At 58.0% G+C, this 26,465-nt stretch carries 25 protein-coding genes and 1 riboswitch; of the genes, 11 read left to right on the top strand and 14 right to left on the bottom strand.

Annotated features, from left to right (window positions below):
- The first annotated feature begins 1 nt into the window (after nt 1).
- The 3 genes from ACX80D_RS06010 (at nt 2) to ACX80D_RS06000 (ending at nt 2,874) form a co-directional block, all read left to right on the top strand.
- Nucleotides 2-535, top strand: coding sequence for a TetR family transcriptional regulator (locus tag ACX80D_RS06010; RefSeq protein ID WP_459321738.1), 534 nt, complete (start codon nt 2-4; stop codon nt 533-535).
- A 69-nt stretch (nt 536-604) separates the two neighbouring features.
- A riboswitch (TPP riboswitch) is annotated at nt 605-698 on the top strand.
- 73 nt (nt 699-771) lie between these two features.
- On the top strand, nt 772-1,536 hold the full coding sequence (locus ACX80D_RS06005; protein ID WP_459321737.1) for a 3-oxoacyl-ACP reductase: 765 nt from the start codon (nt 772-774) through the stop codon (nt 1,534-1,536).
- Nucleotides 1,537-1,563: 27 nt separating this feature from the next.
- Entirely contained in the window at nt 1,564-2,874 is a 1,311-nt protein-coding gene (locus ACX80D_RS06000) for an LLM class flavin-dependent oxidoreductase (RefSeq protein ID WP_459321736.1), read from the top strand.
- Nucleotides 2,875-2,963: 89 nt separating this feature from the next.
- On the opposite strand, the gene ACX80D_RS05995 is transcribed toward ACX80D_RS06000, so the two are convergent.
- On the bottom strand, nt 2,964-3,131 hold the full coding sequence (locus tag ACX80D_RS05995; RefSeq protein ID WP_459321735.1) for a hypothetical protein: 168 nt from the start codon (nt 3,129-3,131) through the stop codon (nt 2,964-2,966).
- A 445-nt stretch (nt 3,132-3,576) separates the two neighbouring features.
- Between ACX80D_RS05995 and ACX80D_RS05990 the strand changes: the two genes are divergently transcribed.
- Nucleotides 3,577-4,257: a hypothetical protein gene (locus ACX80D_RS05990; protein WP_459321734.1), complete on the top strand. Its 681-nt coding sequence runs from the start codon at nt 3,577-3,579 to the stop codon at nt 4,255-4,257.
- 175 nt (nt 4,258-4,432) lie between these two features.
- Here the strand turns inward: ACX80D_RS05990 and ACX80D_RS05985 are convergent, their stop codons facing one another.
- The 4 genes from ACX80D_RS05985 to ACX80D_RS05970 all read right to left on the bottom strand — a co-directional run bounded on the left by ACX80D_RS05985 (nt 4,433) and on the right by ACX80D_RS05970 (nt 8,945).
- Complete coding sequence (locus ACX80D_RS05985) at nt 4,433-5,200, bottom strand: amino acid ABC transporter ATP-binding protein (RefSeq protein ID WP_459321733.1); 768 nt, start codon at nt 5,198-5,200, stop codon at nt 4,433-4,435.
- Nucleotides 5,197-6,189 (bottom strand): amino acid ABC transporter permease, encoded by a 993-nt coding sequence (locus tag ACX80D_RS05980; protein ID WP_459321732.1) that lies wholly within the window; start codon nt 6,187-6,189, stop codon nt 5,197-5,199. Before ACX80D_RS05980 ends, ACX80D_RS05985 begins: the two co-directional genes overlap by 4 nt.
- Nucleotides 6,190-6,198: 9 nt before the next feature.
- Nucleotides 6,199-7,185, bottom strand: coding sequence for an ABC transporter substrate-binding protein (locus ACX80D_RS05975; RefSeq protein WP_459321731.1), 987 nt, complete (start codon nt 7,183-7,185; stop codon nt 6,199-6,201).
- A 140-nt stretch (nt 7,186-7,325) separates the two neighbouring features.
- A complete protein-coding gene (locus ACX80D_RS05970; RefSeq protein WP_459321730.1) occupies nt 7,326-8,945 on the bottom strand; it encodes an amidohydrolase in 1,620 nt (539 codons plus the stop codon).
- A gap of 157 nt (nt 8,946-9,102) precedes the next feature.
- On the opposite strand from ACX80D_RS05970, the gene ACX80D_RS05965 reads away from it, so the two are divergent.
- Nucleotides 9,103-10,011: a LysR family transcriptional regulator gene (locus tag ACX80D_RS05965; RefSeq protein ID WP_459321729.1), complete on the top strand. Its 909-nt coding sequence runs from the start codon at nt 9,103-9,105 to the stop codon at nt 10,009-10,011.
- Between the two features lie 149 nt (nt 10,012-10,160).
- On the opposite strand, the gene ACX80D_RS05960 is transcribed toward ACX80D_RS05965, so the two are convergent.
- The 6 genes from ACX80D_RS05960 to ACX80D_RS05935 form a co-directional block, all read right to left on the bottom strand.
- Complete coding sequence (locus ACX80D_RS05960; RefSeq protein ID WP_459321728.1) at nt 10,161-10,937, bottom strand: type 1 glutamine amidotransferase domain-containing protein; 777 nt, start codon at nt 10,935-10,937, stop codon at nt 10,161-10,163.
- Between the two features lie 1,050 nt (nt 10,938-11,987).
- Nucleotides 11,988-12,200, bottom strand: a complete 213-nt coding sequence (locus tag ACX80D_RS05955; RefSeq protein WP_459321727.1) for a helix-turn-helix domain-containing protein — start codon at nt 12,198-12,200, stop codon at nt 11,988-11,990.
- 110 nt (nt 12,201-12,310) lie between these two features.
- On the bottom strand, nt 12,311-12,784 hold the full coding sequence (locus ACX80D_RS05950) for a hypothetical protein (protein ID WP_459321726.1): 474 nt from the start codon (nt 12,782-12,784) through the stop codon (nt 12,311-12,313).
- Nucleotides 12,777-13,313 (bottom strand): hypothetical protein, encoded by a 537-nt coding sequence (locus tag ACX80D_RS05945; RefSeq protein ID WP_459321725.1) that lies wholly within the window; start codon nt 13,311-13,313, stop codon nt 12,777-12,779. Before ACX80D_RS05945 ends, ACX80D_RS05950 begins: the two co-directional genes overlap by 8 nt.
- Nucleotides 13,314-13,417: 104 nt before the next feature.
- Nucleotides 13,418-13,720: a hypothetical protein gene (locus ACX80D_RS05940; protein WP_459321724.1), complete on the bottom strand. Its 303-nt coding sequence runs from the start codon at nt 13,718-13,720 to the stop codon at nt 13,418-13,420.
- Complete coding sequence (locus ACX80D_RS05935) at nt 13,717-13,998, bottom strand: hypothetical protein (RefSeq protein WP_459321723.1); 282 nt, start codon at nt 13,996-13,998, stop codon at nt 13,717-13,719. The genes ACX80D_RS05940 and ACX80D_RS05935 overlap by 4 nt, the downstream gene beginning before the upstream one ends.
- A gap of 181 nt (nt 13,999-14,179) precedes the next feature.
- Here ACX80D_RS05935 and ACX80D_RS05930 point away from each other — a divergent pair, with 181 nt between their 5' ends.
- Nucleotides 14,180-14,689, top strand: a complete 510-nt coding sequence (locus tag ACX80D_RS05930) for a hypothetical protein (RefSeq protein WP_459321722.1) — start codon at nt 14,180-14,182, stop codon at nt 14,687-14,689.
- 8 nt (nt 14,690-14,697) lie between these two features.
- Here the strand turns inward: ACX80D_RS05930 and ACX80D_RS05925 are convergent, their stop codons facing one another.
- The 3 genes from ACX80D_RS05925 to ACX80D_RS05915 all read right to left on the bottom strand — a co-directional run bounded on the left by ACX80D_RS05925 (nt 14,698) and on the right by ACX80D_RS05915 (nt 19,847).
- A complete protein-coding gene (locus ACX80D_RS05925; RefSeq protein ID WP_459321721.1) occupies nt 14,698-15,015 on the bottom strand; it encodes a hypothetical protein in 318 nt (105 codons plus the stop codon).
- 268 nt (nt 15,016-15,283) lie between these two features.
- Entirely contained in the window at nt 15,284-16,387 is a 1,104-nt protein-coding gene (locus ACX80D_RS05920; RefSeq protein WP_459321720.1) for a LacI family DNA-binding transcriptional regulator, read from the bottom strand.
- A gap of 112 nt (nt 16,388-16,499) precedes the next feature.
- A complete protein-coding gene (locus ACX80D_RS05915) occupies nt 16,500-19,847 on the bottom strand; it encodes a glycoside hydrolase family 9 protein (RefSeq protein ID WP_459321719.1) in 3,348 nt (1,115 codons plus the stop codon).
- A gap of 471 nt (nt 19,848-20,318) precedes the next feature.
- Between ACX80D_RS05915 and ACX80D_RS05910 the strand changes: the two genes are divergently transcribed.
- The 5 genes from ACX80D_RS05910 (at nt 20,319) to ACX80D_RS05890 (ending at nt 26,462) form a co-directional block, all read left to right on the top strand.
- Entirely contained in the window at nt 20,319-21,299 is a 981-nt protein-coding gene (locus ACX80D_RS05910) for a glycoside hydrolase family 6 protein (RefSeq protein ID WP_459321718.1), read from the top strand.
- A 310-nt stretch (nt 21,300-21,609) separates the two neighbouring features.
- Nucleotides 21,610-22,914 carry an ABC transporter substrate-binding protein gene (locus ACX80D_RS05905; RefSeq protein WP_459321717.1) on the top strand — a complete coding sequence of 435 codons (1,305 nt, stop codon included), beginning with the start codon at nt 21,610-21,612 and terminating at the stop codon, nt 22,912-22,914.
- Nucleotides 22,915-23,032: 118 nt separating this feature from the next.
- Entirely contained in the window at nt 23,033-24,055 is a 1,023-nt protein-coding gene (locus ACX80D_RS05900; protein WP_459321716.1) for a carbohydrate ABC transporter permease, read from the top strand.
- Nucleotides 24,052-24,963 carry a carbohydrate ABC transporter permease gene (locus ACX80D_RS05895; RefSeq protein WP_459321715.1) on the top strand — a complete coding sequence of 304 codons (912 nt, stop codon included), beginning with the start codon at nt 24,052-24,054 and terminating at the stop codon, nt 24,961-24,963. The genes ACX80D_RS05900 and ACX80D_RS05895 overlap by 4 nt, the downstream gene beginning before the upstream one ends.
- Nucleotides 24,960-26,462 (top strand): GH1 family beta-glucosidase, encoded by a 1,503-nt coding sequence (locus ACX80D_RS05890; RefSeq protein ID WP_459321714.1) that lies wholly within the window; start codon nt 24,960-24,962, stop codon nt 26,460-26,462. Before ACX80D_RS05895 ends, ACX80D_RS05890 begins: the two co-directional genes overlap by 4 nt.
- Nucleotides 26,463-26,465: the final 3 nt, after the last annotated feature.

Genomic DNA, 26,465 nt, shown 5'->3' with positions numbered 1-26,465 from the left:
AATGGCGTTGACGCGTGAGGCAATCGTGGAGACAGCCATGGAAATCCTGCGTGAGTACGGCCTGGCCGACTTGTCCATGCGCCGCTTGGCCCGTGATCTTGGTGTGCAACCGGGGGCGCTGTACTGGCATGTGAAAAACAAGCAAGAACTGCTTACCGTGCTCGCCGGACTGATCCTGGAACCCGTTTCAGCTCAGTCTCCGCAGAGCATTCGAGAGCTGGCGGTGGGTCTGCGCGCCACACTGCTGACGGTGCGGGACAGTGCCGAGGTGGTGGCGCTGGCGCACGCCCTGAACCCACGCGCCACGGCCCCACTGCAGCAATTTGGTGCATTGCTGGTAGGCGAAAATCTAGCCACGGATCAAGCCGAGTGGGCGGCAGAGGCGCTGCTTTCCTACGTTTTGGGTTCGGTGACCGATGAACAGACCCGTGCCGGGCTGACGCGCGCCGGGCTGTTGGAGCCCACGGAACGGGACGCTAGCAAGATCTTCACGTTCGGACTCGATCTCATGCTGAGCGGGCTGACCTCTAGCTGAACCGCGCTGCGGCTACGCCGTAGGCCGCTCCGCGACTGGACTGTGGGCAGGCATGGTAGCTTTGCTCTTGGACACTGCACGGGGTGCCGCATTGCGGCTGAGAGCTAGACCCGTCGAACCTGATCTCGATAATCCGAGCGAAGGGATGCCGGTCCGGAATCAAATACGAGAACACCGTCTTTTGGCGTACATCTCGTAATTTTGTGCATCCTTTCGCGCTTCTGAAAGGTGCACACGTGCTCATCAAAGACCAGACTGTTCTCATCACCGGCGCCGGTCGCGGGCTCGGTGTGGAGATTGCCCGCTCCTTTGCCCGTGAAGGCGCCCGGGTGGTGTTGAACTACCGCAACAGTGAACACGCCGCCCGGCAACTGGCCACCGAACTCGGCCCGGACCAAGCCATTGCGCTGCAGGCCGATGTTACCAAGAGCGATGAAGTGGCAGCAATGGTCGGCGCCGCCGCGGAGTATTTTGACGCACCCATCACCACCCTGATCAACAACGCCCTCCCGGACTTTTCCTTCAACGGAGACGCCCGGCCCAAGGCCAAGGAGATTGGTTTTGCAGATTTCCAGGCCCAGTTCTCCGGAGTGGTGGGTGGGGCGCTGAACACCATCCAAGCCGTGCTGCCTGGGCTCAAGGAAGCCGGCTTCGGTGCCATTGTGAACATCGGCACCAACCTCTTTCAGAATCCGGTGGTCCCCTACCACGACTACACGGCGGCCAAGGCGGCTTTGCTGGCATTGACCAGGACGTTCGCGGCCGATCTGGGACCGACAAATATCCGCGTCAACATGGTCTCCGGCGGGCTGTTGCGCCGCACAGATGCTTCCTCGGCTACCCCCGAGCAGGTCTTTGACTTGATTGCCAGCGGGACACCGCTGCGCAAGGTCACCACCCCAGCAGAATTTGCTGATGCGGCCCTGTTCTTCGCTTCGCCTTGGGCCCGGGCTGTCACCGGACAAAATCTGGTGGTCGACGGCGGACTAGTGATGAATTAGGGGCCGGTTAACGTGGGAACGAGCAGTATGGAAAAGACACGAGAATTACACATCAACGCCTTCTTGTTCGGCACCGGACATCACACCATGGGCTGGCGGCATCCAGATTCCAGTGCCGATAGAGTCGGCGAGATTACCTATTTCGAGGAACTGGCCAAGCTGGCCGAAAGTGGCTTTCTGGACGCCGTGTTCTTTGCCGACGGGCACAGCGTGAACCGCAAGTATTCAGCAGGCGTTCCGGGACTTCTTGAACCGATGACGGCATTGAGCGCCATGGCGAGGGCCACCCGCCACATTGGCCTGATCACCACCGTTTCATCCAGTTTCTATACCCCGTTCCACGCTGCCCGGATGCTGGCCTCGCTGGATCACATCAGTGGTGGCCGGGCGGGGGCCAACATTGTCACATCCATGTTTGATGCCGAGGCCCAGAATCACAGCATGGCCGCCTTGCCACCCCATGCCGAGCGGTATGATCGCGCCGACGAGTTTGTCCAAGTGATCAAGCAACTGTGGGATTCGTGGTCTGATACGGCACTCTCCCGAGACCGAGAAACAGGGACGTTCATCGATCCCGGGCATATTCGCCCCATCAATTATCGAGGCAAGCACTTCTCGGTGGCGGGTCCGCTGAATGTTCCACGCCCTCCCCAAGGCCATCCAGTGCTGTTTCAGGCAGGTTCTTCGGAAGCTGGGCGGGACTTCGCGACCCGTTCTGCCGAGGCCATCTATTCGGTGGCATGGGACAAGGAATCAGCGCTCGAGTTCGCTGCGGATATGAAAGTGCGGCTGACTAAGGCAGGTCGCGGCGGCACACAAGTTCCTATTCTGCCCGGTTTAGTCACCTATATCGGGGCAACGCAGGCGCAGGCGCTGGAGAAGAAACGGGCCCTTGATACCTACCTGGATATTGACGCCGCCCTTGCCCAACTCGGCGTTTTCACGGGCCAGGACTACCACAACCATGGACTTGATGAGCGTGTGGCGCCGCTACCGCCTGCTGAATTGTTTACCGGTCCGCAGGGGCGGTATCTGACAGTCCAGCGCATCATCGAGACGAAGCAGCCCACGCTGCGGGAACTACTTGGCTTCCTGGCCGCAGGCGGTGGCCATGCCACCATGATAGGCACTCCCACCGAGGTTGCGGATGAGATTCAGGAGTGGTTTGAGTCCGGCGCCTGCGACGGTTTCAACCTTATGTGCCCCGTCTATCCTCAATCGTTGACGGATTTCGTGGATCTGGTGGTGCCTATCTTGCAGGAGCGCGGCCTCTTCCGAACGGTATATCCCGGCAGCACTCTGCGTGAAACCTTGGGACTGGCACGCCCATCAGTCTGAGGTACCTCCCCTTTCTGACGTTCGACGCCGGGAGCCCACCTTTCACTGGAAGGTGGGCTCCCGGCGTCGAACCGTAGGCGAAAGAAGAGTCAGTGGGTAGCCGAGTCCAATGCGGTGGTCTCTTTGCGGGGACGTGACTTGGCGGTGTTGGTCAGCAGGGGCGCGAGGGCCACCATGACCAAAGCCAGGATCATGGCGCCGCGCAGGCTGTCGGCCGCGACGGATAATGCCTCGGGGAAGCCCAAAGAGGCGCCCACGCCGCAGTGTTGCTATGGGGCGTGGGAGATTAGTGTGCTGGCCCGCAGGACGGTAGCGTTGCCGAAGCGCTTCAGCAGCGGGGCGCCGAGGAACCGACCAAGGGTCATGGCGGATCCTTCTGCGAGCGCCAAGTGTACGGTTCTCTAGCATCTGACGGCGCTACAAACGTCCCTATCCCAATAGATAGAGATTCTCTTTCCTCCATCAGTAATCCCGTCGATGGTAATCCCGTCTGCAGTGATGGTGGCTTGCTTCGAAGTTCCGAGGTGGGGAATCTGAGGCACCACCTTCGGCGCTTCTGATGCGGCAGCAGTGGAATCAAAGCCGCTATCCGTCCTTGGCAGCCAACCCCGCCCACTGCGTTGAGTATCACTGGATTCCATACCGCTAATCGCCCCGAACACTGAGAAGATTTAAGGGCAGCTTTAACCAATGGAGACCCCCGTGAATACCCTGTTCCAAAAATTCCTCGCCCTCTTTTCCGCTCCCAAGCCCGAGCAGGCCGAGCCCACCGATGCGCACCTACTCTCAGGTGGCATGCCGCTGGCTAGCCCGGAATACTTGCGTAAGTTTGCTCATCGGATCGGGCTCGAAGTGGACGATCTCTCCCCTGCCGAGCAGCGGGAGCTGAAGGTGCGTTTGGATCAGTCCATGGACTTCAGGGAGGAAAACTATGCCTCCCTGTATCACGAGGTTTACCAGCTTGGACATGGCTATTCCCTGGACGACGCCAGCCGTGTCAGCACCCAGATCAACGACATTTCAGCTGAGTCAACGGCTCGAGCGTTCCTGGATTACCGCGAGAATGCTGTGGCCGCAGAGGCCTTGATGGCCGCCGGCTCACTCCTCAAAGAGGCGGGCGAAACTGCCGCGGCAGAGCGCCTGTTCATCTTGGCTGAAGCCCGCCGTCATCGCAGCTCACTCTTGGAAACCAACAGTGCGCAAGCCACTGCTACCGAATCTCTCGACAATGAGATTCACGCGCCAAAGACCGAAGCCCTCGTCATTGTCGAGAACGCGAACGCCGACGCTGCGCAGGTCTCCGCCCCGGGCAACCCCGGGATTGAGACGCTTATGGATGCCCCCGACGCTGTGAACACCACCAAAAAGAAGCCCACCAAATAGTCCTTCGCGAGGCCAACGCTGGAAGGTGACGTGTCCGGCGTCGTGCACTTCTTGTGAATGCATTACTTGTGAATTTACGGCGCCGGACACTCACCTGCCGCCACCTCAGTCAACACGAGCCCGGAAACCTCCCCCAATAAAGTGACTTCCGGGACTGACGGAAAGAAATCCCCGCTCACAGCACCTTGGCGAGAAACGCTTGGGTGCGATGATGCTGAGGATTGCCCAGAACAGCAGCTGGGGTTCCCGATTCCACGATGACGCCGGCGTCGAAGAAATGCACGGTGTCTGCCACTTCGCGGGCAAAGCCCATCTCATGCGTCACCACCACCATCGTCATGCCCTGACGCGCTAGTTCCTTCATTGCCTCCAGCACTTCGTCGACGAGTTCTGGGTCAAGGGCTGAGGTTGGCTCGTCAAAGAGCATGATCTCCGGATCCATTGCTAAGGCCCTTGCGATCGCCACGCGTTGCTGCTGCCCACCGGAAAGCTGGTGCGGTCGCTTGTGCGCGTGTTGAGCCAGTCCCACCCGCGCTAGCTCCTCTCTGGCCCTGGACTTGGCTGCCGCCTTGCTAAGACCACGTACTTGGACCAGCGCGCAGGCCACGTTCTCCTCTGCGCTCAGGTGCCCGAACAGGTTGAAGCGTTGAAACACCATCCCAATTCTTGATCGGAACTGGGCAAACTGCTTCGTGTTCCACTCGTAATAGCGTCCCTCCCGGTATTCGTACCCAACGTGCCGATCCTCGACTAGGAGGGTCCCGTCGTCGTAAGTTTCCAGCGCGTTCAAGCAACGCAGGAACGTGGACTTACCCGAACCCGAAGGCCCGACGATGCAGCTCACCTCGCCGGTTCCCACTGTGAAGTCAACACCGGCCAGAACCAGATGGGTGCCGTAGGACTTGGTCACCCCATGGGCTTCTACATGTAGTTTCTTGCTCATGAGAGTTCCTTCCCGGCCTTGATGGAATCATCCACGCTCAGCGTGATGGCGGCGGCGCCCGCGAGGGGCCGCGACGTGCGTTTGAGGAATACCCGCTGGAAAAGTCCAGGCCGGCGCACCAAACGCACGGCCTCAGCACCGTAGCGCGTCTCAAGTTTGGACTGGAAGAACGTGGCGATGGCCGTCATGAGCATGTACCACAGCGAAGCCACAATCAGCAGCTCCATGATCAGGTTGTTTTGCTTGTAGATCTGGCTGGCATTGGTCATCAGGTCATTACCGGCCACCACATAAACCAGCGACGTGGTTTTCAACATGGAAATGAATTCATTGCCCGTGGGCGGAATAATGATGCGCAACGCCTGGGGCAGGACAATGACGCGCATGCGTTTCACCGGCGTCATGCCCAGCGCATATGCGGCTTCGGTTTGGCCTTTGTCCACGGCTTGAATTCCGGCGCGGACCGTCTCCGCAAAGTATGCGGCGAGGTTCAACCCGAGGCCCAGGAGCGCGGCATTGAACCCCGTCATTACATCGTTGGTGTTCCACCAGATACCAATATTGGTGAACGGGATTTGGAGGACCAGTTTGGGAAACAGGAACGCCAAGTTGTACCAAAAGATGAGCTGGACCAGCACCGGTGTGCCCCGGAAGAACCATATGTAAAGTGTAGACAGCCAGTTCAGGACCGGATTGTGCGAGAGCTTCATGATGGCCAGCACAACGCCCAGCACCAGGCCTAGGACTGTGGCTAGGATGGATATGGTGATCGTGACCCAAATTCCGTCAATGATCTTGGGGAAAAAGAGATACTCGGCCACCCTGTTCCAGCGGATGTTGGGGTTAGTGGCGAGCGTGGACAGAAGCCAGATAAACACGGCCAGCGCCAAGGCTCCAACAATCCAGCGGTCTCGATGTTTAAGTGCGACGACGGGCACTAGGCTACCGTCGGGTCCGCTCAGTTCCTTGGGCCTACTGGGTTTCTTCACGGCAGTTCCCTATTTACCGTCATTGACGGTGGCCGTGCCGACCGTCATCTTCGAGACGTTCCAGGCGTCCAAGATCTTGGCGTAGCTGCCATCGTCGATCAATGCCTGCAACGTTTTCTGGACGACGCCAATGAGTTCCTTGTTTTCTGGCTTCATGGCAATGCCCCATGGGCTTTCACCACCCTCAATAGCCACTGCCTCCAGCTCGCCGCTGGAGGTCTGGGCCCGGTACGCGGCCACTGGATAGTCGTTGATTCCGGCGTCGGCGCGGCCGTTCCTGACTTGGAGGATCGCTTCCTGATCGCCTGCGAACTTCAACACGGTCACGGGTTTACTGCCGGCGGCCTTGCAATCGGCGTCGATGGATTCGGCGAGGGCCAGCGAAGATCCATTATCTACGACGGCGAGTGTCTTACCGCAGGCGGTGGTTGGCTCACCCAGAGCCGCAGGATTGCCCGCTTTGACGATCCAGCCGTTACCTGCACGGACATAATCCACGAACGTCACTGTCTTGCGTCGCTCAGCGTTGTCAGTCATGGATGACATGATCCAGTCATAACGGCCCGTGGTAATGCCGGGGATTTGCGCGTTGAAGTCTTCGTTGTTGATGGACAGCGGCACACCCATTTTGTTGGCCAGGGCCCGTGCAATAGAGGGGTCTACACCAACGAGCGTCTTCCCGTCAGCGGCGAACATCTCCATGGGCGGGTATCCCTCGGAGGTCGTCATCTTGATGCCTTCGGATTGGAGCGCTGCCGGCAGGGCGGCCGTCAGCGAAGGATCGACTTTGATGCCGTCAATGACGCTCTTGGCAAGGTCCTCGGTTGGTGCGGGCGTGGCGGTAAAGGTAGAGCCAACATTCTGCGGTGCCGGCTCACCCCCGGAGATGCTCTGGCCGCCGCAACCGGTCAGGGCCAGAGCAGTCAGCAGTACGGTTGAGGCCAGCGCGACGGTGCGCAGAGCCTTGACGGTGGTACCGGAGATGAACTTGTTCATGATTGTTCTCCTAATAATGGTGCGGGAATTGGGTCGGGAAACTTTATGGGGAAACTTGGAGGGAAACTTTGTGATGGCCTGCGTATAGGTGTGGCTGGTTACGGGTGGCTAGTTACTCGTTACCGGTTACGGGTTACGGGTTACGGGTTACGGCGGTAACGCACCACGCCGCCCACCGTGGTGGATTGGACGGGAATATCGCGTAACTCAGAGGCTGGACTGGTGAACGGATCGGCTGCCAGAGCAGTGAAATCGGCCAGCATCCCTGGCCGCAGCCTCCCCTTATGTGCCTCTTCTCCGGAAGCGTAGGCCGCCCCAACGGTGAATCCTTCTATGGCTTCAGTGACGGTGACACGTTCGCCTGGCTGCCATCCGCCTTCGGGCTCGTCATGAAGGTTCTGGCGTGTAACGGCCGCATGGATGCCAAACATGGGGTCGGGGTGCTCCACGGGCGCGTCGGAACCAAACGCGGGAACGGCACCGGCATCGAGCAACGAACGCCACGCATAGGAGGCCAAGTTCCTCCCTGCCAAGAGGGTCGAGGCCAGCGGAATATCAGTGGTGCAGTGGGTGGGTTGCATGGAGGGAATGACTCCGAGCCGGGACATGCGGGCAATATCTTCAGGGCGCAGGTGTTGGGCGTGCTCAATCCGGTGGCGGAGCCTCGAGGCACGTTGGCCGTTCCCAACAGGGGGGCCCAGCGGGTTTCGGGCTAGGTCAGCATAAGCGTCCAGCACCAGCTCGTTGGCACGGTCCCCAATCGCGTGGGTAGCAACGACGATTCCGGCTCCTGCCGCGAGACGGACCAGTTCAAGCAGACGTTCGTAGGGGATGACCTCAATACCGGTATTGCCGTTCTCATCCGGAAACGGGGCGTTCATGTGGCAACTGTGCGAACCGAGCGCGCCGTCTGAGAAGAGCTTGACGGGGCCGGTGCGCAGCCACACATCACCGTCCCCTGTGGCCCTGCCCTCGCCAATGGCCTGCTCCAAGGCGGTCATCGGAATAGCCTTGTGGACACGGATGCTCAGCTTTCCAGACTCGCGCATGCCAGCATAGGCGGCCAACGCATCCTCGCCATCGAAATCATGGACCCCTGTGAGTCCTACGGCCAGCAGTCGCTGCTGCGCCTCGAGTAGCTGCACGCCAAGGTCGCCGGCCTCAGCGCTGTGCATGATGTCCACAAGTTTGTCTCCGGCGGCTTCGCGCAGGACGCCCGTGGGTTCACCAGCAGAATCCCGAACGATCTCCCCACCCACAGGGCTGGGAGTAGAGGCATTAATTCCGACAGCGGCCAGTGCGGCTGAGTTGGCCCAGAGGGTGTGTCCGTCAATGCTGGGAAGCGCGGCGGGACGGCCACCCGTGACGGCGTCGAGCTCGTAGCGGCTCGGTTGCACAGGGACGGCCCAGGCGTTGAAGTCCCAGCGTCCGCCAAACACCCAGGAATCACGCGGGAGCCCTTGGGCATAAACTCGCACCCGTTCCAGCGCTTCTGCGATGCTGCGCGTGCCGCGAAGGTCCAATGCGGCGATTTCACGGGCAAAGTTCGCCGTGTGAATGTGTGAATCGGTCAGCCCGGGGATGACAGTTGCGCCGTCAAGATCAACAATTTCCACCGGGCCTGTGGCGTGTGCTCGGAGGTCCTCCCCCTGCCCCAGAGCCACGATGCGCTCTCCGCGGGTCAGCACGGCTTGCACTTGGGGCTCGGAAGCCACGAGTGTGTGGAACCGGGCGTTGATAAAGAGCCGTTGCTCAAGCATTCCTAATCCTTTGTATGAAAGTGCTGGGTCACATATGACGCTGTGGCTGGCCGGATGCGGCATTGGTTGCAGCTGGCTAAACAACCATAAAAGAAAAATTGGCACATATGATGTGAACCACATGGACAGTTCACGCACCTGACTTCAAGGAATGCTTATGCTCAATTTGATTCATCTGCGCACGCTGGTGGAAGTTGTCAGGCTCGGCTCTTTCACAGCTGCTGGAAACCGGCTTGGTTATACGGCTTCCGCGGTGTCGCAGCAAATGGCTGCGTTGGAGAAGGCCAGCAATGTGCGGTTGTTTGTGCGCAGCGCGCGCAGCGTGCACCCCACTCAGGCAGCACACGCCATGGGCCGGCAGGCGTTAAAGCTGCTCCGGGATGCGGAGAATCTCCTCGCCGCGGGAGTGGCAGCTGGAGGCAGCGCTGTTCGCGAACTGCGCGTGGGGGCTTTTCCTTCAGTCGCTGCCTCCGTCATCTCGCACATTATTGAATTGCCTGCGTGGCAAGTTCCCGCCGTCCAGGTCAATATCGCCATTGGTGAGCCAAGCGCCGTCGTCCCTGGTCTTCGGGTTGGTGGCGAGCTCGACATTGGAATTGTTTATCAGGTTGGCGAGTCAGGGCTGGCGCTGCCACAAGGTGTGAGCCGACACTGGCTGGGCGAGGATCCGTACAAGGTGGTGGTGCCCGCGAGTTGGGGCATCACGCCCGGTTCGCGCATGAGCGTGGACGCTTTGAGTCAAGCCCCCTGGATTCTTCACCTGCGCGGATCAAGCGACGCCAGCGTGTTCGATTTTGTCTTGGCCAATGCGGGTCTGCATCCGCGCGTGGTGGCCTCCAGCGACGATTTCAACGTGACGCTGAGGTTGGTTGCTGCCGGGCACGGCGTGGCCATGGTCCCCCAACTGGCCATGACCGAACAGCTCTTCGGAGTAGCAGTGGTAGAAGTCCCAGAGATAGCCTTGACCAGAAAACTTATGGCACTGTGTGCCGAAGACGCCCCCACGGACCTGGCAGAAAACTTTGTCGAAGCTCTCAGAAACACCGAGGCTTTTCGTCGAATGTAGAGGCGTCGGCTGGCGTTACGGACCGCTGGGCTATGCGTCTGCATGCGTCTAGACAAAATGAAGCTGGCTGCTGCACCGTCTTCGATGCAGCAGCCAGCTTCAATTTGAGTCGCCGAATCTGTGGGTCGCTGGGTCAGTGACCAGTCGAGTCAGTGACCGGTATCGCTTGCGGCCTTCTTGGCCGCTTTCTCAGCGTCCTTCTGGGCACGGACTGCTTTTGCCTCGTCCTGCTCCTCAGCCTTCTCCTGGTGAATGACCTCCGCCAGCAGCTTCTCCATTTCCTTGGCGACGCCGGCAGCCGAGGCGGGGTTCTGGCCTGTCACCAAACGGTCAGCTACCTCAACCTTCTCCTCAAAGACGTCCGCGAAGACGTGCGTGGCGCCCAGTTCCTCAAGCTTGTCAGCCAGGAAGAACGGGATAACCTTGTCCTTTCCTGCGGCGACTTCTTCATCATTGGTGAAAGCCGCAACCTTACGGCCATTGACGAGGTGAATGCCGTTGTCCAATGTGACGTTCAACAATCCGGCAGGCCCGTGGCAGACAGCGCCCACCACTCCGCCAGCAGTGTAGACGCTGGACACTAGGTTCTGCAGACCTTCGCTGTCGGGGAAGTCCCACATGGTGCCGTGGCCTCCCACAAGGTAAACGGCGTCGTACTGTTCGGGATCAACCACATCAACGGATGCCGTGTTGTAGAGGCCGGCACGCGTGGTCTCGTCTTCTGTGAAAGCAACCTGGATGGGATCTGTCGAGTCAACCTCGTCGCGCGGAGGTTGACCGCCCTTGATGGACGCGAAGTCGACGAAGTGCCCGGAATCCTTGAAGACTTTCCAAGGATGCGCGGCCTCGGCCACGTTGTAGCCGGTCTTCTCGCCTGTATCGCCGATCTCGGAAACGCTGGTCAATACCATGAGGATTTTCTTCATGAAATGCTCCTTTCGTCCACTTTCCAGCCTAGTTGAGTCAGGGCAAGCTGTCCTGTTTGGACAAAAAACCTCTGGAGCGCGAGTGCGCAAAATCGTTGCTATGACAGCCAACGGGCACCCAAAAGGCCTTTGTGGTGGAATCCATTGCATATCATCGCGATTCTCGCAACCTTGAGGTTTCTGGCGAGTGCGGACGTTCGCGCAGCACACGTTGGCGATGCAGTTCCGTGGTTCGACCCTCCGCAACGGTGAGCCCGATCAGTTACCCCACGAGTTTGCCGCGACCACGAGTGACAGGGCGGACTCCCCTACTGGATTGGCGGCTCACCTTCCGACCACATGCGCTCCACAGGAGGCTGGCACATAGGGAAAGTAGCCCACCATCCCAGCAGTATTTGGCTTTAAAGAGAAGCCGCACGGTTGGAACCACGAGTAGATGGGTCCATCCGTTGACGTTGACACAACGAAAACTACCGGTAGGAACTTTTCTTCACACTGGAACCAAACTTCTAAAGGACACGGAGTTTTGTAGAGAGATAACGCAAGGATGGCCCCTGTCGGGGCTATTTCGCACCGGTCTCGTCCAGCGTCATTCCGAGCTTTCTGGCCCCTGTCGGATTCGAACCGATGACCCCCGCTTTAGGCTGAGAGGGCTACTTCGACTTGTCAAGACCCCGCATTACCTTTTGTTCTAGAGGGTCATTTGCAACAATGAAGGGTACTAAACAGTCGGCAATTGTCGCTGATTCTGGCGCGTTTATGGCGAGTCGGTCGAAAATGCCGCACCGACCTGTTGGGAGATCTTGGCGTAGCCAGTCAGCCCCGATCCCATAGTGAGTGCTGATGCGTTATCGACGTCGAACTCGCGAGTCTGTTGATCTTAGAACTTAGGATTAGCAATTGCCGCTTCCGGCCATTGCTGACCATTGCTCATTGATACCTAGATTCCGGGGCAGAACGGGTGAATGAGCTGTGCCCGCTACCCGTCACTAACGGTCATTATTGACGGTTTCCGGTGGGTAAACGGTGGGCGGTACGATGCGAGTATCGCTACTGCCGGGGCCTCGTGCGTTGGTAATGATCAATCGCTGCGGGCGGGATCCGGCACGGCGAGGTCTTGCCGCCGGTTTTGTAGGCACCCTTCAATACTTGGGTTCTACAGTGACGGTTGATAGCCTCCACCTTCTCCTGCAACATCTCAGCAACCTGCTCCGGCGTGTAAGCGCGAACGACAAGGGTTGGTGCATTCTTCCCAGTGTTCATGACTCAAGCTATCGCGTCGCCATGACGCTTGCACGGCTTCCCGCCCTTCAACGGGGCGGAGCGGCAAGGGTTCCCGTCGCGCTTCTTCGCGCCGCAAGTGGATCCCATGACTATTCCCAAACGGTTACGGCCCGAGAAATACTTGCGTCTCCCTCGGTACCAAGTTCGAAAGGATCACCCTTGCTAACAGCGCTTTCAGATGATCCCAGCGGCTTCGGACCATTGGGGTCGAGCCTTAGGGTCTCAACTCGTTCGACAACCCTAGGGGCAGCCATTTGTCCAATAATAGAGTCATAGACGGCGAATGTGCCCTTTCCTCCAATATTGACTTTCTGTGTGCGAAAGGTTTGAGCCAGCGTTATATTTTCGGCGACCTCCACGGCAACTACCGTAATTTTTACGCGTTTAATGCCGCCAAGATCCTCGCCTGTCTCCGGATCTTTGATACCAATCGTTTTTGGATCGAGAATGTTGAAATACATTCCTTTTCTGACGCCGTGGTTCTTGCCTCGGTTCAGGATCAATTCTCGATCGCTAACAACTTCTGCCACTTTGCCGCTGATGCGGTCGTTACTCTCACTCATTTGTGTTTCCTTCATTCGCCTCAAGCTGCCTTAATCGTCGTGATCCAGCACTTCTATCGAAAACAACTCGATCCACGACTCCGGGTGCAACGGTGTTCCAGTTTTCAATGGTTCGTGCATAGTGTATTTCTTGTTGAAGCAGTAGATCCTGCGCAGCCACAAGACGGATTGTTAGCGACGGTACTTGCAACTCTGATGCAACCTCGGTTATCGCAGTTTGTGCGCGATCGCTATTTGTTTTCATATCCAGCAGGCTCAGCACTGAGGCGCTAGCTGTCTGGACGTGGTTTACAGGCTTGGGTGTTGGTGCGAAAAGTATTCCGACAACGCCCCCGATGAAAATGAGTATCCCGTTTGCAGTCCCCGCTTGCCATTTTTCCAGGGGCACAACGTTTACGAAGATTGCGAGGGCCACTACGAGGATGCCTACAACTATGCCGCACCACCACTTCCGCCCGAAGTACAGGACAGAGTTTTTAAAGTAGATGCCGGTTCGTTGTATTAAAGACGGCCTAGTTTCTGTGGACACAGCAACATCTTCTCATGCCTCTGGGACCTTCCGGTCTAACTACGGCTTGGTTCCAATGTTTCTCTATCTGTCGCCAGCGATTGGTTACCGCCATACGCCACTATTCAATGCGGTCTGCGGTGTCCAGGCTGATTCCGTTCGTACGGTTCGGATCCTTGGGTGACGCCGCCTTGGTAGCCGGGTGTGCCGCGTTCGCCTAGGTCTTTGATGTCGCCCCATCCGAAGGCGAGGATGCGGTAGTTGACCATGGCGTGGCTGATTTGGTTGATGTCCTCAGCGGTCATGCCGAATTGGGCGGGGGACGCGCAGGCGTCGATGAATGCTGGTGCTTGTCCTGGGGTGAGGGCTGCGTGGAGCTTGTTCGTGGCCTCATCGGTTTCGATTTTGCGTGTCAGCCAGCTCTTCACAGTTTTCTCCGTCGTTTCTGTTTGGCGATGTTGCCGGTTGGGTAGAGCGGTGGGGGCATGACGTACTTGGGGACTTCCACTTGTCGGGCGGCTGCACCCATGGCTAGGAGCGCGGCTTCCATGTCCGCAAAGGTTTCACCGGCAATAGCGGCGGCTTCGGCGATGACCCGGTTCCTGGCTTCTCGTCCTTCCACACGGGCGGCGGCAGCAATGCCGAAGCCAATGCCGTCCGTGGACACGTACCGGCTGATGTTGATGCCGCGCTGCAGGTCGCGCATGGTGGGTGCTGCGGGGTCGAAGCTGCCAGTAGCAGGAAGTAGACGCCGGGCTCAATGCTGATAGTCACGGTGCACACGTTTCCGTGCCCGAGTACCCGCCCGTCCAAGTAGTCGCGGAAGAGCTGGTTCATCATGAGTCGAACTTGATAGTCGAATAGGTCCGTGGGGTAGGCCCCGGAGCATGAAATTTGGAAGTGTTGCCGCAGTTGCCGGTGTTGTGTTTTGGGTGCTCTTCTCGTCTGCAGCCCTGCTGATTTCGATCAGAAACTCTAGGGATACGCGGGCGTACAAGGATCCTGTGTTTGTACTCGAGTGTGAGGCGATCGTGCTGGACAAGGCAGTGGACGGATCTGCGGAGCAGGCGCAGGTTTGTATGAAGCTGGTCAACAGTGGCGAATCGTTTGCTACTGACGTTTCGATCGTGGCGGAGTTTGACCCATACGGGCTTCATGTGCGCCCGGCTGAGTGGGCTTTTGTGCCGAAGGACGGCGGTTCTGTTCCTTGGTACACGTCCGTTGGTGTCAGCGATCATGGCGGGGCGGGTGTCCTCCAAGCACTGGACACGTCCAAGGGTGAGAACTTGTGCACTGTGAAGTTCCGTAGCCAGGCTGGTCACAAGCGCGAGGTGCGAATTCCCCTGCCCGATGTCTTCGCTTTTGTCACTTTCAAGGACAGCAACCAGATCTACTGATTCGGCGTTCACGTCGACACCTTCCCGGCCGGCAGCTGGGCGACACGCACCCAGGCGTCGGGATCTAGCTCTACTTCGTCGCCGTGGTCGTGGTCCCAGTCGATCCAAAGTGTGGTTTTGGTGCCGCCGTACGTGACAGCACCAAGTGCGGCCGCAGGTGACCGCTGGTGTTTCCCTGTGTTGAGGCCGCGTCCAACCTCCCATTCGATGAGTTTCCCGAAGCCGGCACCGGACAGGTGCCGGGCCTGCATCACTGTTACTGGGGAGGGCAGCGTTCCGCAATGGCGAGATGCCTCCGCTAACAGTTCGTTCTCAGGCCTGTTCATGGCTCCCCCTCACGCCTATTGGTGAGCGCGGCCCAAGCGCCAAACAGGGAAGGTCAATCCACCATTTACCCACCGGAATGGCCAAATATCCGCCAGCATACTTTCACCCCAATCTATCAACCAACCCTTGGGCAGACCCGCGTTCACCGCACGGGTCACCGTCGCGCTTCTTTGCGCCGCGTGGAAGGCTACCCTCTGCGGTACTCAAAGCGTTTTTCTCAGGACAGCACGACGTTCTTCTGCTCCCTCAGAGGGACCAGACCAGTTCTTATGGTGTGATCGCGTTGGAATTTGTTTGGCTGGCGGGCGCAGATTCGCGCACCACCAAGTGTGTAGGCAGAATCATGGGGCTCGGGCTCTCGCCGTCGATCAGGCGCATGAGCATCATGGCCATTTCTTGGCCGAGTGCCTTAATCGGCTGACTTACGGTAGTCAAAGTCGGTTCAGTCTCCTGCGCAATGCCTAGATCGTCGAACCCCACAACCATTACATCCTCCGGGACGTTACGTCCGCGGGACTTCAATACCCGAACCGCAGACGCCGCCATGTTGTCTGAGCCGACAAAAACAGCGTCCAGATCCGGATGATCGTCCAAAAGCTTCGTCATGGCTTGGACACCGCCTTCACGGGTAAAGTCCGCTTCTGCCAACCAATCGGAGGCAAGACCAACGACGGCCATGGCGTCAGCGAAACCCCTGTACCTTGCGGCGGAGGCTTCCAAGTCCATAGGACCGATGATGGTAGCAATTCGCTTGCGCCCAGCGCCCAATAGATGCTCGGTAGCAAGACGCGCACCCCCTCGGTTGTCTGCGTCAACGTACCAACGATGCTCCCTGCCCAAAGTGCGACCGCAGAACACAACGGGGAGGTCAGTCGTCGCGAGAATCTGATTCAGCGGGTCATCCTTGCGCATGGCCAATACCATCACCCCATCCGCCCGGCGTGACCTCAATAGTCGTTGCAGACGCTCCGGGCCACTACTCGGGGATGCAAGCATCAACGTCAAATCAAGTTCAGATTTCTCCAGGGCGGTGGCAATCCCGACGATGATCTGAGAAAAGAACGGATCTGCGAAAAAAGCGGGGTCCTCATTTGAAACGACCAGAACCACCGAACCGACTTTGTTTGTAGCGAGTGCGCGCGCTGTCGCGTTGGGAAAGTAGCCGAGATCCTGAGCTGCTTTCATGACAGCGTCACGCTTGACCGAACTGACGTGTGGTGCATTATTTATGGCTCGCGATGCCGCAGAACGTGACACGCCCGCACGCAGTGCTACCTCGTCAAGCGTCGGTCGGCTCTGTGGATCATGCGACGCACGGAAGAGTGGGACCTTGGGTGCCGACGCTAGGTGATCAGGAATGGATTTGGGCATGATTTGAAGTCTACTGCCATGATTCTTTCCGCGCGCACGAAACACCCCACCTCTGGGATCTTTGAGGTCTCAGAGGTGGGGTGTTTCGGGTCAGGTCGGGAGACTAGGGACGCTACGAGCCCTCCCCAGTTGCCCTCCGTCCTAGAAGGACGACCCCAGTGCCAATGAGGACCAAAACGAGGACGGCAAAGACCGTCCACTGCATTCCAAAACCCGTGGCTGCTAATTTGGATTTCTCTGTGTCCCTCGCCGGATCACCTTGGGACGAATCATCCTCCGGTTCCGACGTCGGGACCACTGTGGGTTCGATGCTCGGGTCCGGCGTCGGATCAGACTCAGACGCGTCCGGAACATTCCTCACAACAAGGGTGGCGACGTCAGAGTAAACGCCTCCGAATTCATTGAAGAAATATGCTCGGTAAGATCGTCCGTGATCCGCGATCGTCGTTGACAGCGTCAACGTCGAGACCACGGCGCCCGAGACGTCCTCCCACTCACCGTTCTTGAACTGTTGCCATTGTACGGACGGTGCGGGCTTTCCCGTTGCCGAGGCTGTGAAATGCGCAGTCTCTCCGCTTAAGACTGAGAGGTCGGCGGGTTGCTGGTCGACGTGCACCATGCCTCCAGCCCCGGATTCATTGCCGGCCGCTTGGTCCGCAACAAATGACGCTACCCAAGACATCGCGGAATTCCAGTTCACAGTGATTTCGTTGGTAGACCATGACTGGATGTCATCCACATAGCACAGCTGTGGTGCGCAGTTGTCGGTTTCGTTGTAGAACATTTTGATGACAGGATCCCAGGTTTCTGTCATGGAATTCGGACCACCGGATACCGACCCGCGGGGCGGGTTGGGCAGGCTCGGATCGAGTGAATGTGAGAACCACCGGCTGTGCTGATTCTTCGAATATTGGTGGCCGTAACCAGTGATGTAGGAATGATTGAGGGCATTGCGGCCCAGTAAATAATCCATCGCTTCTATTACACCATCAGCAAACCGTTGGTCACTGGTGAGGTCAAAGGCAGTGCCCAAAACGATTTGGTTGTTGAGAATAGAGCTGTTCGAACCCCAGTCGTACTGTCCATCGACGCCAGGGTATGCCGTGCCAAACGGTTGTCCCTGCTGCCACAGAAGGTATTTTTCAGCCGCTGCAATCACCGAGCTGCGGATTTCTGTACGTCCGGGGATGTCCGACTCAACCGTTGCAAGGTTCATGCGCCCCAATGCGGCCGTTTCGAACCAGTTGAGTCCCCCTGCAGTCCAAATATCGGCGGTGTTGTAATCGCTTGCGAGCACGTAGTCCTTGAAGCCCAGCTCACTGGTGGTCAAGAACATTTCTGCCGCCGCCCAGTAAAACTCGTCTAAAACGTTGTCATCATCGTAGGGGCCACTGCCGGGGCTGGGGTCTGTATTCGGCGCTGGCGCGTACAGGTCCGGAGTCTCGAGGGCGGCAGCCCAAGCGATCTTTCCGGCTGCAAGAAGATCCGCGGCAAACTCTTGATCGTACTGTTCCCACAAGCGTGCACCCTGTGCAGCCACGGCAGCAAAATTCAAGGTGGCAGCGCTCGAGGGACGATGCAGGTAACGCTCCTGCGGACCATCCGAAGGTAGCAGCGGAAGCCCGGTCCAGTCGACGTCGGCAACTTTATGATGAACCATACCGGCGTACAAGTCTGCATCGCTCGGAACCTGCATTTTCATCATCCATTCAAGTTCCCAGCGGGCCTCGTCCAGCGGGTCCGGAACACCATTACTGCTCTCATCCAAGGGAATATTCAGTGAGCCATCGCCCAGGTCGGCACTAGCGCCGGTGGGACTGGACAGCGTGCGCTCGTACGTACCGAGGATCTGCGCCACGGCTAGACCACCATTGACAACATACTTTCCATGGTCACCGGCGTCGTACCAACCGCCCACGACGTCGGAAGTGTAGTTGCAAGACCAGTCGCCGTACATCCAATACTCACCCTCGGTCGCCGGGGTAAGGCAGGCCACGTCATAATCTCCCTGATTGGCGCTGCCTTCCTCCAGAGAACTGCTGGGATTCTCAACGTGCCCGGCGGGCCGTGTGTACTTTTCGGAATCAGGCTGGCCCACCATGACTGAACCGTCGATCGCGATACCACTACGCACAGGGTAAAAATAATTCATGGCGTCATACCGCAGTTGTTGATAAATGCTCTCATCGATGACAAATGAGTAGCTTTCCTCCCCGTCCGCGACCAAGGTGTATGTCCCGGGCTTGTTGTATGTGCTGAAGTCCAACTCATGAACGTTTAGACCTGCGGTTACATCGATTCCTGCAGGCACAGTCTGTCCCACAACCATCACCACGCCGCCGGCGCCCAGGAGCTTCCATTCAACACCATCACTTGCGTCGGTCACGAGCGTGGCCTGCTTCGGCCCATCAGGAAGGTAACCCACCTGATTCACTCGAACGCGAGGCCCCGTTTCTGGAGTGAATTTCTGTGCCACAGTGCCGCTCAGAAGAGAGACATTGTCCAAACTAAATGTCCAAGGCTCTGGCGATCCACCTAACTGGAAGGAAACTTCACCAAGGCCTGGCGTTTCGGCATCTGTGGATGGAAATCCTGCCGAAGCGGTAAAGGTGTATTCATAATGGGAAATGCCTGGTGTGAGCGTGGGCGTTTGTTCAAAAAGCACATCGTGCGGCGGCTCGTCGTCGCCGAGAACAACCCGGACTGGACGGCCGCTTGACGAGCCTGCGTCAAAGGAAAGCGTGTACGTGACGCCCGGTTCAATGATCACCCCGTTAAAGCCAACAAGTTGATCCCACTTATCGACCGTGCCACCTTGGAGGTCTACTTCCAGGACTCCAGCAACGACCTTGCTGCTCACCCCGAGTCCGGCCGCGTAGAAGGGAGAAAGTTCCCCATCCTCAAAGTCACCCCCCACGATTTGTTCCACGGACCTGTTCACCACGGAAAAGTTGTCAAAGCACACGGTGTATGGCTGATCCTGGTTGCCCAGCTGGAAGGAGATGTTGCCCGTCGCTGTGTTCCAAGAATCCTCCACCGGTGATTCTGGGGTCTCCGCGGCTGTGGGCCATTCCTCAGGAGAAAAAGTAAACTCGATATGTTGTGGCGTGTCAGTCCCGTCCAAGGCCACAGAGTGGGCGAACGCAGCAGGGTAGCCAACACCTCCCTGCATCGGGATGCTCAGGGCCGCGGATGCATGTGCGTCGAATGAAACCTCATAGGTGGACCCACGCTCAAAAACAACTTCGTCGAGTTGAGCTGCGATATCCCAAGGGTTGTCGCCTCCTTCCACCACAGCGCAAAATTCGCCGGTGTCAACCGACGACGAGACCGCACCGGCATTGGCATAGGCATGCCATCCTGAGGTGTTGCCATCGGTGAAGTCATGCGCGGCAACGCCAGGGCCGGCGATCGCCAATGGCGCCGCCACCATACTCAGCATCAAGGCGGATGTTGTCAAAACGGATATTCGAGCAGCACGCCCACGGGGCGTCCGGTCAAGAGCAACCACAGAATCTCCAAACTATTTAGGAGCGCTTCCACACAAGTTGTGTGCGGCGCGTCACTTCAAGGGATGGCTAGAAGCTACCACCGAAACTAGCGCCCGACAAGCCGGGACCGCTTCCAAAAACATGCGTGTAGGTCATCGCGAGTCTGGTGTCATTGATTCCCAGATGCTATTGACAGCAGGTCGAATGGCGGGACATGCTGACTTAGCCACTCTGGAAATCATCCGGGATCGCTCCCAAATAGTTGGGCGTCTTTTCGCTTCCTAGTCGCAACCAATCTGCAAGATACCGCCAAAAACCGCCCCCAGTTCCCGTACGATCATTCGCGAACTAGAGCAGGGACAGCGCGGACCGGAAATAGTGATTCTCCACTGGAAACCGGCTGATATCAGCCACCCAATCCCAATAGATCGGAGCAACAAATGCGCTTGTCATCAGGACCTCGCATTCGCATCGCCGCAACTGCCCTGGCCGTGGCACTGGCCTCGCTCGGCACAGCACCCATCGCTTCTGCCGCAAGTCCACCTGAACTCACGAACGAGTTCTATGTCGACCCGGACTCAACCGCCCTCCAGTGGGCTGACGCCAACCCCCAAGACGGCAGGTCGAACGCCATTCGCACGTCAATCGGGCAGCAGCCAATGGCGCGATGGTTCGGCAGTTGGAGCGGAACCATCGGTACCGCCACCGGCGCATACGTCGGCGCAGCCGCTTATCACGACAAACTTCCCATCATGGTCGCCTACAACATTGCAGGTCGCGACGCATGCGGAGGGCACTCCGGTGGCGGTGCAGGCTCTTTGGACGCCTACAACACGTGGATCGCAAGCTTTGCAGGTGGTATCGCCGATAGGCCGGCACTCGTCATCTTGGAACCCGATGCACTCGGTGACTTCGACTGCATGAGTTCATCGCAAGTGGGCGACCGGCAAAACATGCTGATCAATGCCATTGCCCAGCTCAACGCACAGGCACCTAACGCCTGGACATATTTGGACGCCGGTAACCCCGGATGGATTGACGCCGCAACGATGGCCCAGCGGCTCAATGCGGCAGGACTACAGGGCGCCCATGGCTTCTCTCTGAATATTTCCAACTATCACAGCAACGCCGAGAACACCGCCTACGGGAATGCCGTCAACGCTGAACTCCATGCGCGCTTTAGTTACACGAAGCCGTATGTGATCGACTCCAGTCGCAACGCCACTGGAAACTCAACTACCCCGTGGTGCAACCCGGGCGGCCAAAGAATCGGTGCCGCGAGCCAGCACGGAGCGGGGGCCGAAATGCTTCTCTGGATCAAGACCCCCGGCGAATCCGATGGTGATTGCGGAGTGGGAATGGGCTCCACGGCAGGTGAGTTTCTGCCTCAGGTTGCCTACGACATGATTTATGGCTTCTAGCCCAGGAAGCACACCTGGCAAGCGCTCCGCGAGCCGGACAAAAATAACAATTCAGTAACGTACGCCTGCTAAATTCTGCAGCCCTGCGCGGAACCGGGAGCGCTTCCAGATATATTTCAATGAGTACCCTTGACAGCGCTTCCACGGTCATAGCATTATTGGGTCAGCTTCATGGAAGCGCTCCCGTTTATGAATTAAAGTATTAGTTACGTCACGCCTCAAGATCCCCGACGCGAGTCCATGCTCGGCTGGGGTGTGAACGATTTTCTCACGACCGATAACAAGATCGGTCTTGGACAAAGGAGTCAATATGCGTTTACCCATCGGCAAGAAATGGGCGGCGATCGCTTCGCTGGCCGCCATCACCCTGCTCGCTTCAGGATGTTCGAGCAGTACGCCGTCTTCAGACAGTGACGGCTCAGATGTCACCCTCACCGTTGCCACGTTCAATAACTTTGGGTTTACCGCTGAACTCCTCAAGGAGTACACCGACGCCAACCCGCACGTCACAGTCAAGCACCAGCAGGCTGCAACCGCACCTGATGCCCGCACCAACCTCACCACCCGGCTGGCAGCCGGCGGCGAAGGTCTCGCCGACATTGAAGCTATTGAAATTGACTGGATGCCCGAACTCTCCCAGCTCCCGAATGCCTTCATGGACTTGGCGTCCGCTGATGTTGAAGGGCGATGGCTGCCTTGGAAGGAATCGCAAGGGCGTACACCTGACGGCACCCTGATTGGTTACGGAACCGATATCGGGCCCCAGGCCGTCTGCTACCGCGAAGATCTCGTCAAGGCTGCCGGGCTACCGTCTGACCCAGCAGCATTCGCCGAGTTCCTCGGTGGCAAAAACGCTACCTGGGAAGACTATTTCGAAGCCGGGCACAAATTTGTAGCAAAATCCGACACAGCCTGGTTCGACTCGGCTAACGCCACATTCCACAGTATGGTTGGCCAACTCGAGGCCGCGTACGAGGACCCCACAAGTGGTGAACCCACCAAACTTGCCGACAACAAAACCATCAAGGACATGTTCACCAAGGTCCTGAAGGAATCGACTGACCTTTCCGCCGGACTTACCCAGTGGGAAAGCGACTGGGATTCCGCGTTCCAGAACAACGGATTCGCGACCATGCTCTGCCCCGCGTGGATGACTGGTCCCATTGAAGAGCGCGCCGGCGGAGTCGAAGGATGGAACATCGCTGACGTATACCCCGGCGGCGGCGGCAACTGGGGTGGATCCTTCCTCACTGTCCCTGCTTCGGGCAAGCACACCGAAGAAGCAAGGAAACTCGCCGCTTGGCTGACCGCACCCGAACAGCAAACCAAGGCTTTCGAGACCGCTGGAACCTTCCCGAGCCAGATCGAAGCTCAGAGCTCGCAGGTGCTTCTGGATTCCAAGAATGACTTCTTCAACGATGCTCCGACCGGCCAGATCTTTTCCTCACGAGCGGTCGCACTCAATGATGCGCCCCCAGTATTCCAAGGCCCGAACTTCTTCACGATCCACTCCGCCGTGCAAAACGGAATCACTCGTGTGGACGTAGACAAGTCCCAGGATGCCGCGGCGTCGTGGAATGGCGTGCTGACCGAATTCTCAGAACTCGGCTTCTGAGCTAAGCGTTCCTGAGCTCGCTGAGGCGAGACTCGCTGATCCTGTCGGGCGCCGTTGGGGTATCCACGGCGCCCGACACAGCTCACTGACGCTCACAAATCTTCCGAAGGAATCTTTCATGTCAGTACAAACTGCTCCTAAGCCTGTGCTTGAGAAGGAGAAGTCTCCGCGCCGCGTCGCATTCAGTCAGAAACGCGGCAAGTGGGACGTCAAGCTTTCCCCCTACCTCTACATTTCACCGTTCTTTATACTTTTCGCCATCACGGGGCTTTTCCCTCTTGTTTATACGGCTTACGTCTCGGTTCATGAATGGCACCTGCTGCTCGGACAGGGAAAATTCGTTGGATTCCAGAACTATGTCGATGTTTTCAACCAGCCCACCTTCTGGAAGGCGCTGCGCAATAGTTTCTCGATCTTCCTGCTCTCTTCGGTCCCGCAGGTCACCGTCGCGCTTTTGCTCGCAGCGGTACTCAATGCCAATATTCGCGCCAAGACGTTTTGGCGTATGGGCGTTCTCTTGCCATACGTTGTTGCTCCCGTTGCCGTTGGCCTGATCTTCTCCCGCCTTTTTGGCGACCAGTACGGTCTCATCAACGCAGTTGTGGAAACTTTCGGAATGGACCCGATCGCCTGGCATTCAGATGTCATCCCCAGCCATATCGCGATCGCAAGTATGGTGAACTTCCGCTGGACCGGCTACAACACCCTAATTTTTCTTGCCGCAATGCAGACCATTCCCAAGGAACTCTACGAAGCTGCGATTATCGATGGCGCCGGGCGATACCGGCAGTTCATTTCCATCACTGTTCCTCAGCTGCGCGCCACTCTCATCTTCATTATCGTGACCGCCACCATCGGAGGCCTGCAAATCTTCGACGAAGCACGTGTTTTCGACGCCGCCGGAACCGGCGGTGCCAGCAAACAGTGGATCACCGTGACAATGTACATCTACGATCTCGGCTGGGGCAACCAGAAGAACTTCGGCCGCGCCTCCGCGGTAGCGCTGATCCTGCTCTTCATCATCGTTGCGATCGGTGTCATCAACTTCGCGATCACCCGCCGCATCTCGGATTCGGGTAGCTCAAAGCCTGACAAGAATAAGTCCAAGACCACCATTTCCACAGCAACGAGGAAAAAATGACTTCGCTTCCCGTCATTGCCCAAACCTCCGGTAAAGGCGCTGCCCGCTCGGAGGGCCGCAAACGTCGCCGACTAGCCGGTGGTGCAGACCGCCGTCCGCGCTGGGTCACCTACGCAATCCTCGTCGTCGTTCTTCTCATCTCGATCTATCCGCTCTACTACACCTTCTTGCTTGCTTCCTCGGATCAGCTCACGATCTCCAAGACGGCGATTCCCAGCCTGATTCCTGGTGGGGAGCTGATCGCGAACTTCCAACGCATCCTGGACTCTGATATTCCTCTTCTAAAGGGTCTGCTGAACTCCACGATCGTTGCCGTACTGCAGTCGTTCTCGGTGGTTATCTTCTCGACGCTAGCCGGATATTCTTTTGCAAAACTGCGGTTCAAGGGCCGCGGACCTCTCTTGGTATTCGTTATTGCCACCATGGCGGTACCCACCCAGCTTGGCGTGATTCCGCTGTTCGTGGTGATGTCCAACATCGGCTGGTCCGGTAAGCTCGTCTCCGTCATCGTGCCCGGCATGGTGACAGCATTCGGTGTTTTCTGGATGACCCAGTACCTCGAGAATGCCCTCCCCTACGAACTCATCGAAGCCGCCAGGATGGACGGCGCTTCCATGATCCAGACGTTCTGGCACATCGCCATGCCGGCAGCACGCCCCGCCGCCGCAATGCTTGCGCTCTTCACGTTTATTGGCAGCTGGACCAACTTCTTCTGGCCCTCGATTATCCTCACCAACAAAAATCCGACCCTGCCTCTGGTGATACGCCAATTACAGGCGGGCTATTTCCAGGACTACTCGCTCATCATGGCCGGCGTAATCCTGTCGACGATCCCCCTGATCGTCGTATTTATCTTCGCGGGCAAACAGCTCGTTACCGGCATCATGTCAGGAGCAGTAAAAGGATGACCAACAACTTGAACCTCAACAGCAATGCACGGATTCAGTTCCCCGATGGGTTCCTCTGGGGAGCTGCCACGGCAGCGTTCCAAGTCGAGGGTGCCAGCCAACATGACGGACGCAAGGACTCCGTGTGGGACACGTTCGCACGAGTTCCGGGGGCCGTCTTGGGAGGCGACAATGGGGACGTTGCGTGCGATCAATACAACCGTTACAAAGACGATGTTGAGCTGATGAAATCCCTGAACCTTGACGCGTACCGTTTCTCAATCTCCTGGGCCCGAGTTCGCCCAGACGCAGTCTCTGGCCCAGCAGGCGTCAACCAACTCGGCGTCGACTACTACTCGCGCCTCGTGGACGAACTACTTGCCAAGGACATCCTGCCGTGGGTGACGTTGTTCCATTGGGATCACCCGGCAGCACTGGAAAACAACGGCGGCTGGGCCAATCGCGACTCGGCCTACCGCTTCACCGAGTATGCCCTGACCATGCACGAAGCCCTTGCCGACCGTGTCAATATTTGGACCACTCTGAATGAACCGTGGTGCTCATCCTTCCTTAGCTACGGTGCCGGTGTGCATGCACCCGGCAAAACCTCCTACCCCGATGCACTCGCTGCAGCACATCACCAGATGCTCGGGCATGGTCTTGTCACTCAGGAGATCCGGAGCCGTCAACCGGAAGCGAATCTTGGGATCACCCTGAACTTCACGGTCGCTGACCCGGTGGATCCCAACGATCCCAAGGACGTTGATGCGGCCCGGCGCATTGATTGCCAGATGAACCGAGTCTTTACTGATCCCATTCTGCGGGGTGAATATCCTCAAGACCTGTTCCCCGATTTGGCAGAAGCCGGGCTCGGCGGAGTTCTAGAATCGCACATCCAGGACGGCGATCTGGAGATCATTTCCACCCCGATCGATACTCTGGGCGTGAACTATTACCACGGTGAGGAAGTTTCCTATCGCGAGTATCCGGACGCAGTTGACGGCAGCGCTCCCGTCTCACGAATCACACAGTCCCCGTACCCGGCGGCTGAAGGCGTCAAGGTCCGCAACCGTGGCCTGCCGATGACGGACCAGAACTGGGAAATCCAGCCCGAAGGGCTGACCCGGCTGCTGACTCGGTTGCAGACAGATTACACAGGTCCTCGCGGAGTGGCCTTGTACGTGACGGAGAACGGCTGCGCGTTCGACGACATTCCCGATAGTTCCGGCTATGTCAACGATCAGAACCGACTCAACTTCTACGACCTCCACCTGCGAGCCATCAAGGATGCCATCGATGTCGGCGTTGACGTCCGCGGTTATTTCGCGTGGTCACTCCTAGATAACTACGAATGGGCTTGGGGGTACAGCAAGCGTTTCGGAATCGTGGGAGTTGACTTCGAAACTCAGCACCGCACGGTTAAAGCCAGTGGTCATTGGTATGGACAGGTCGCGAAAGAAAACGCTGTTCCGGCCGTGCTGGCAAGAGCACTCGAGACTTCATCAGCCATGGGAAGTTAGCTT

It is taken from the genome of Arthrobacter sp. Sr24 (assembly GCF_054511175.1).
Note: the sequence above shows the minus strand (reverse complement) of the source record. Positions and strands in the feature narration are given on the sequence as shown.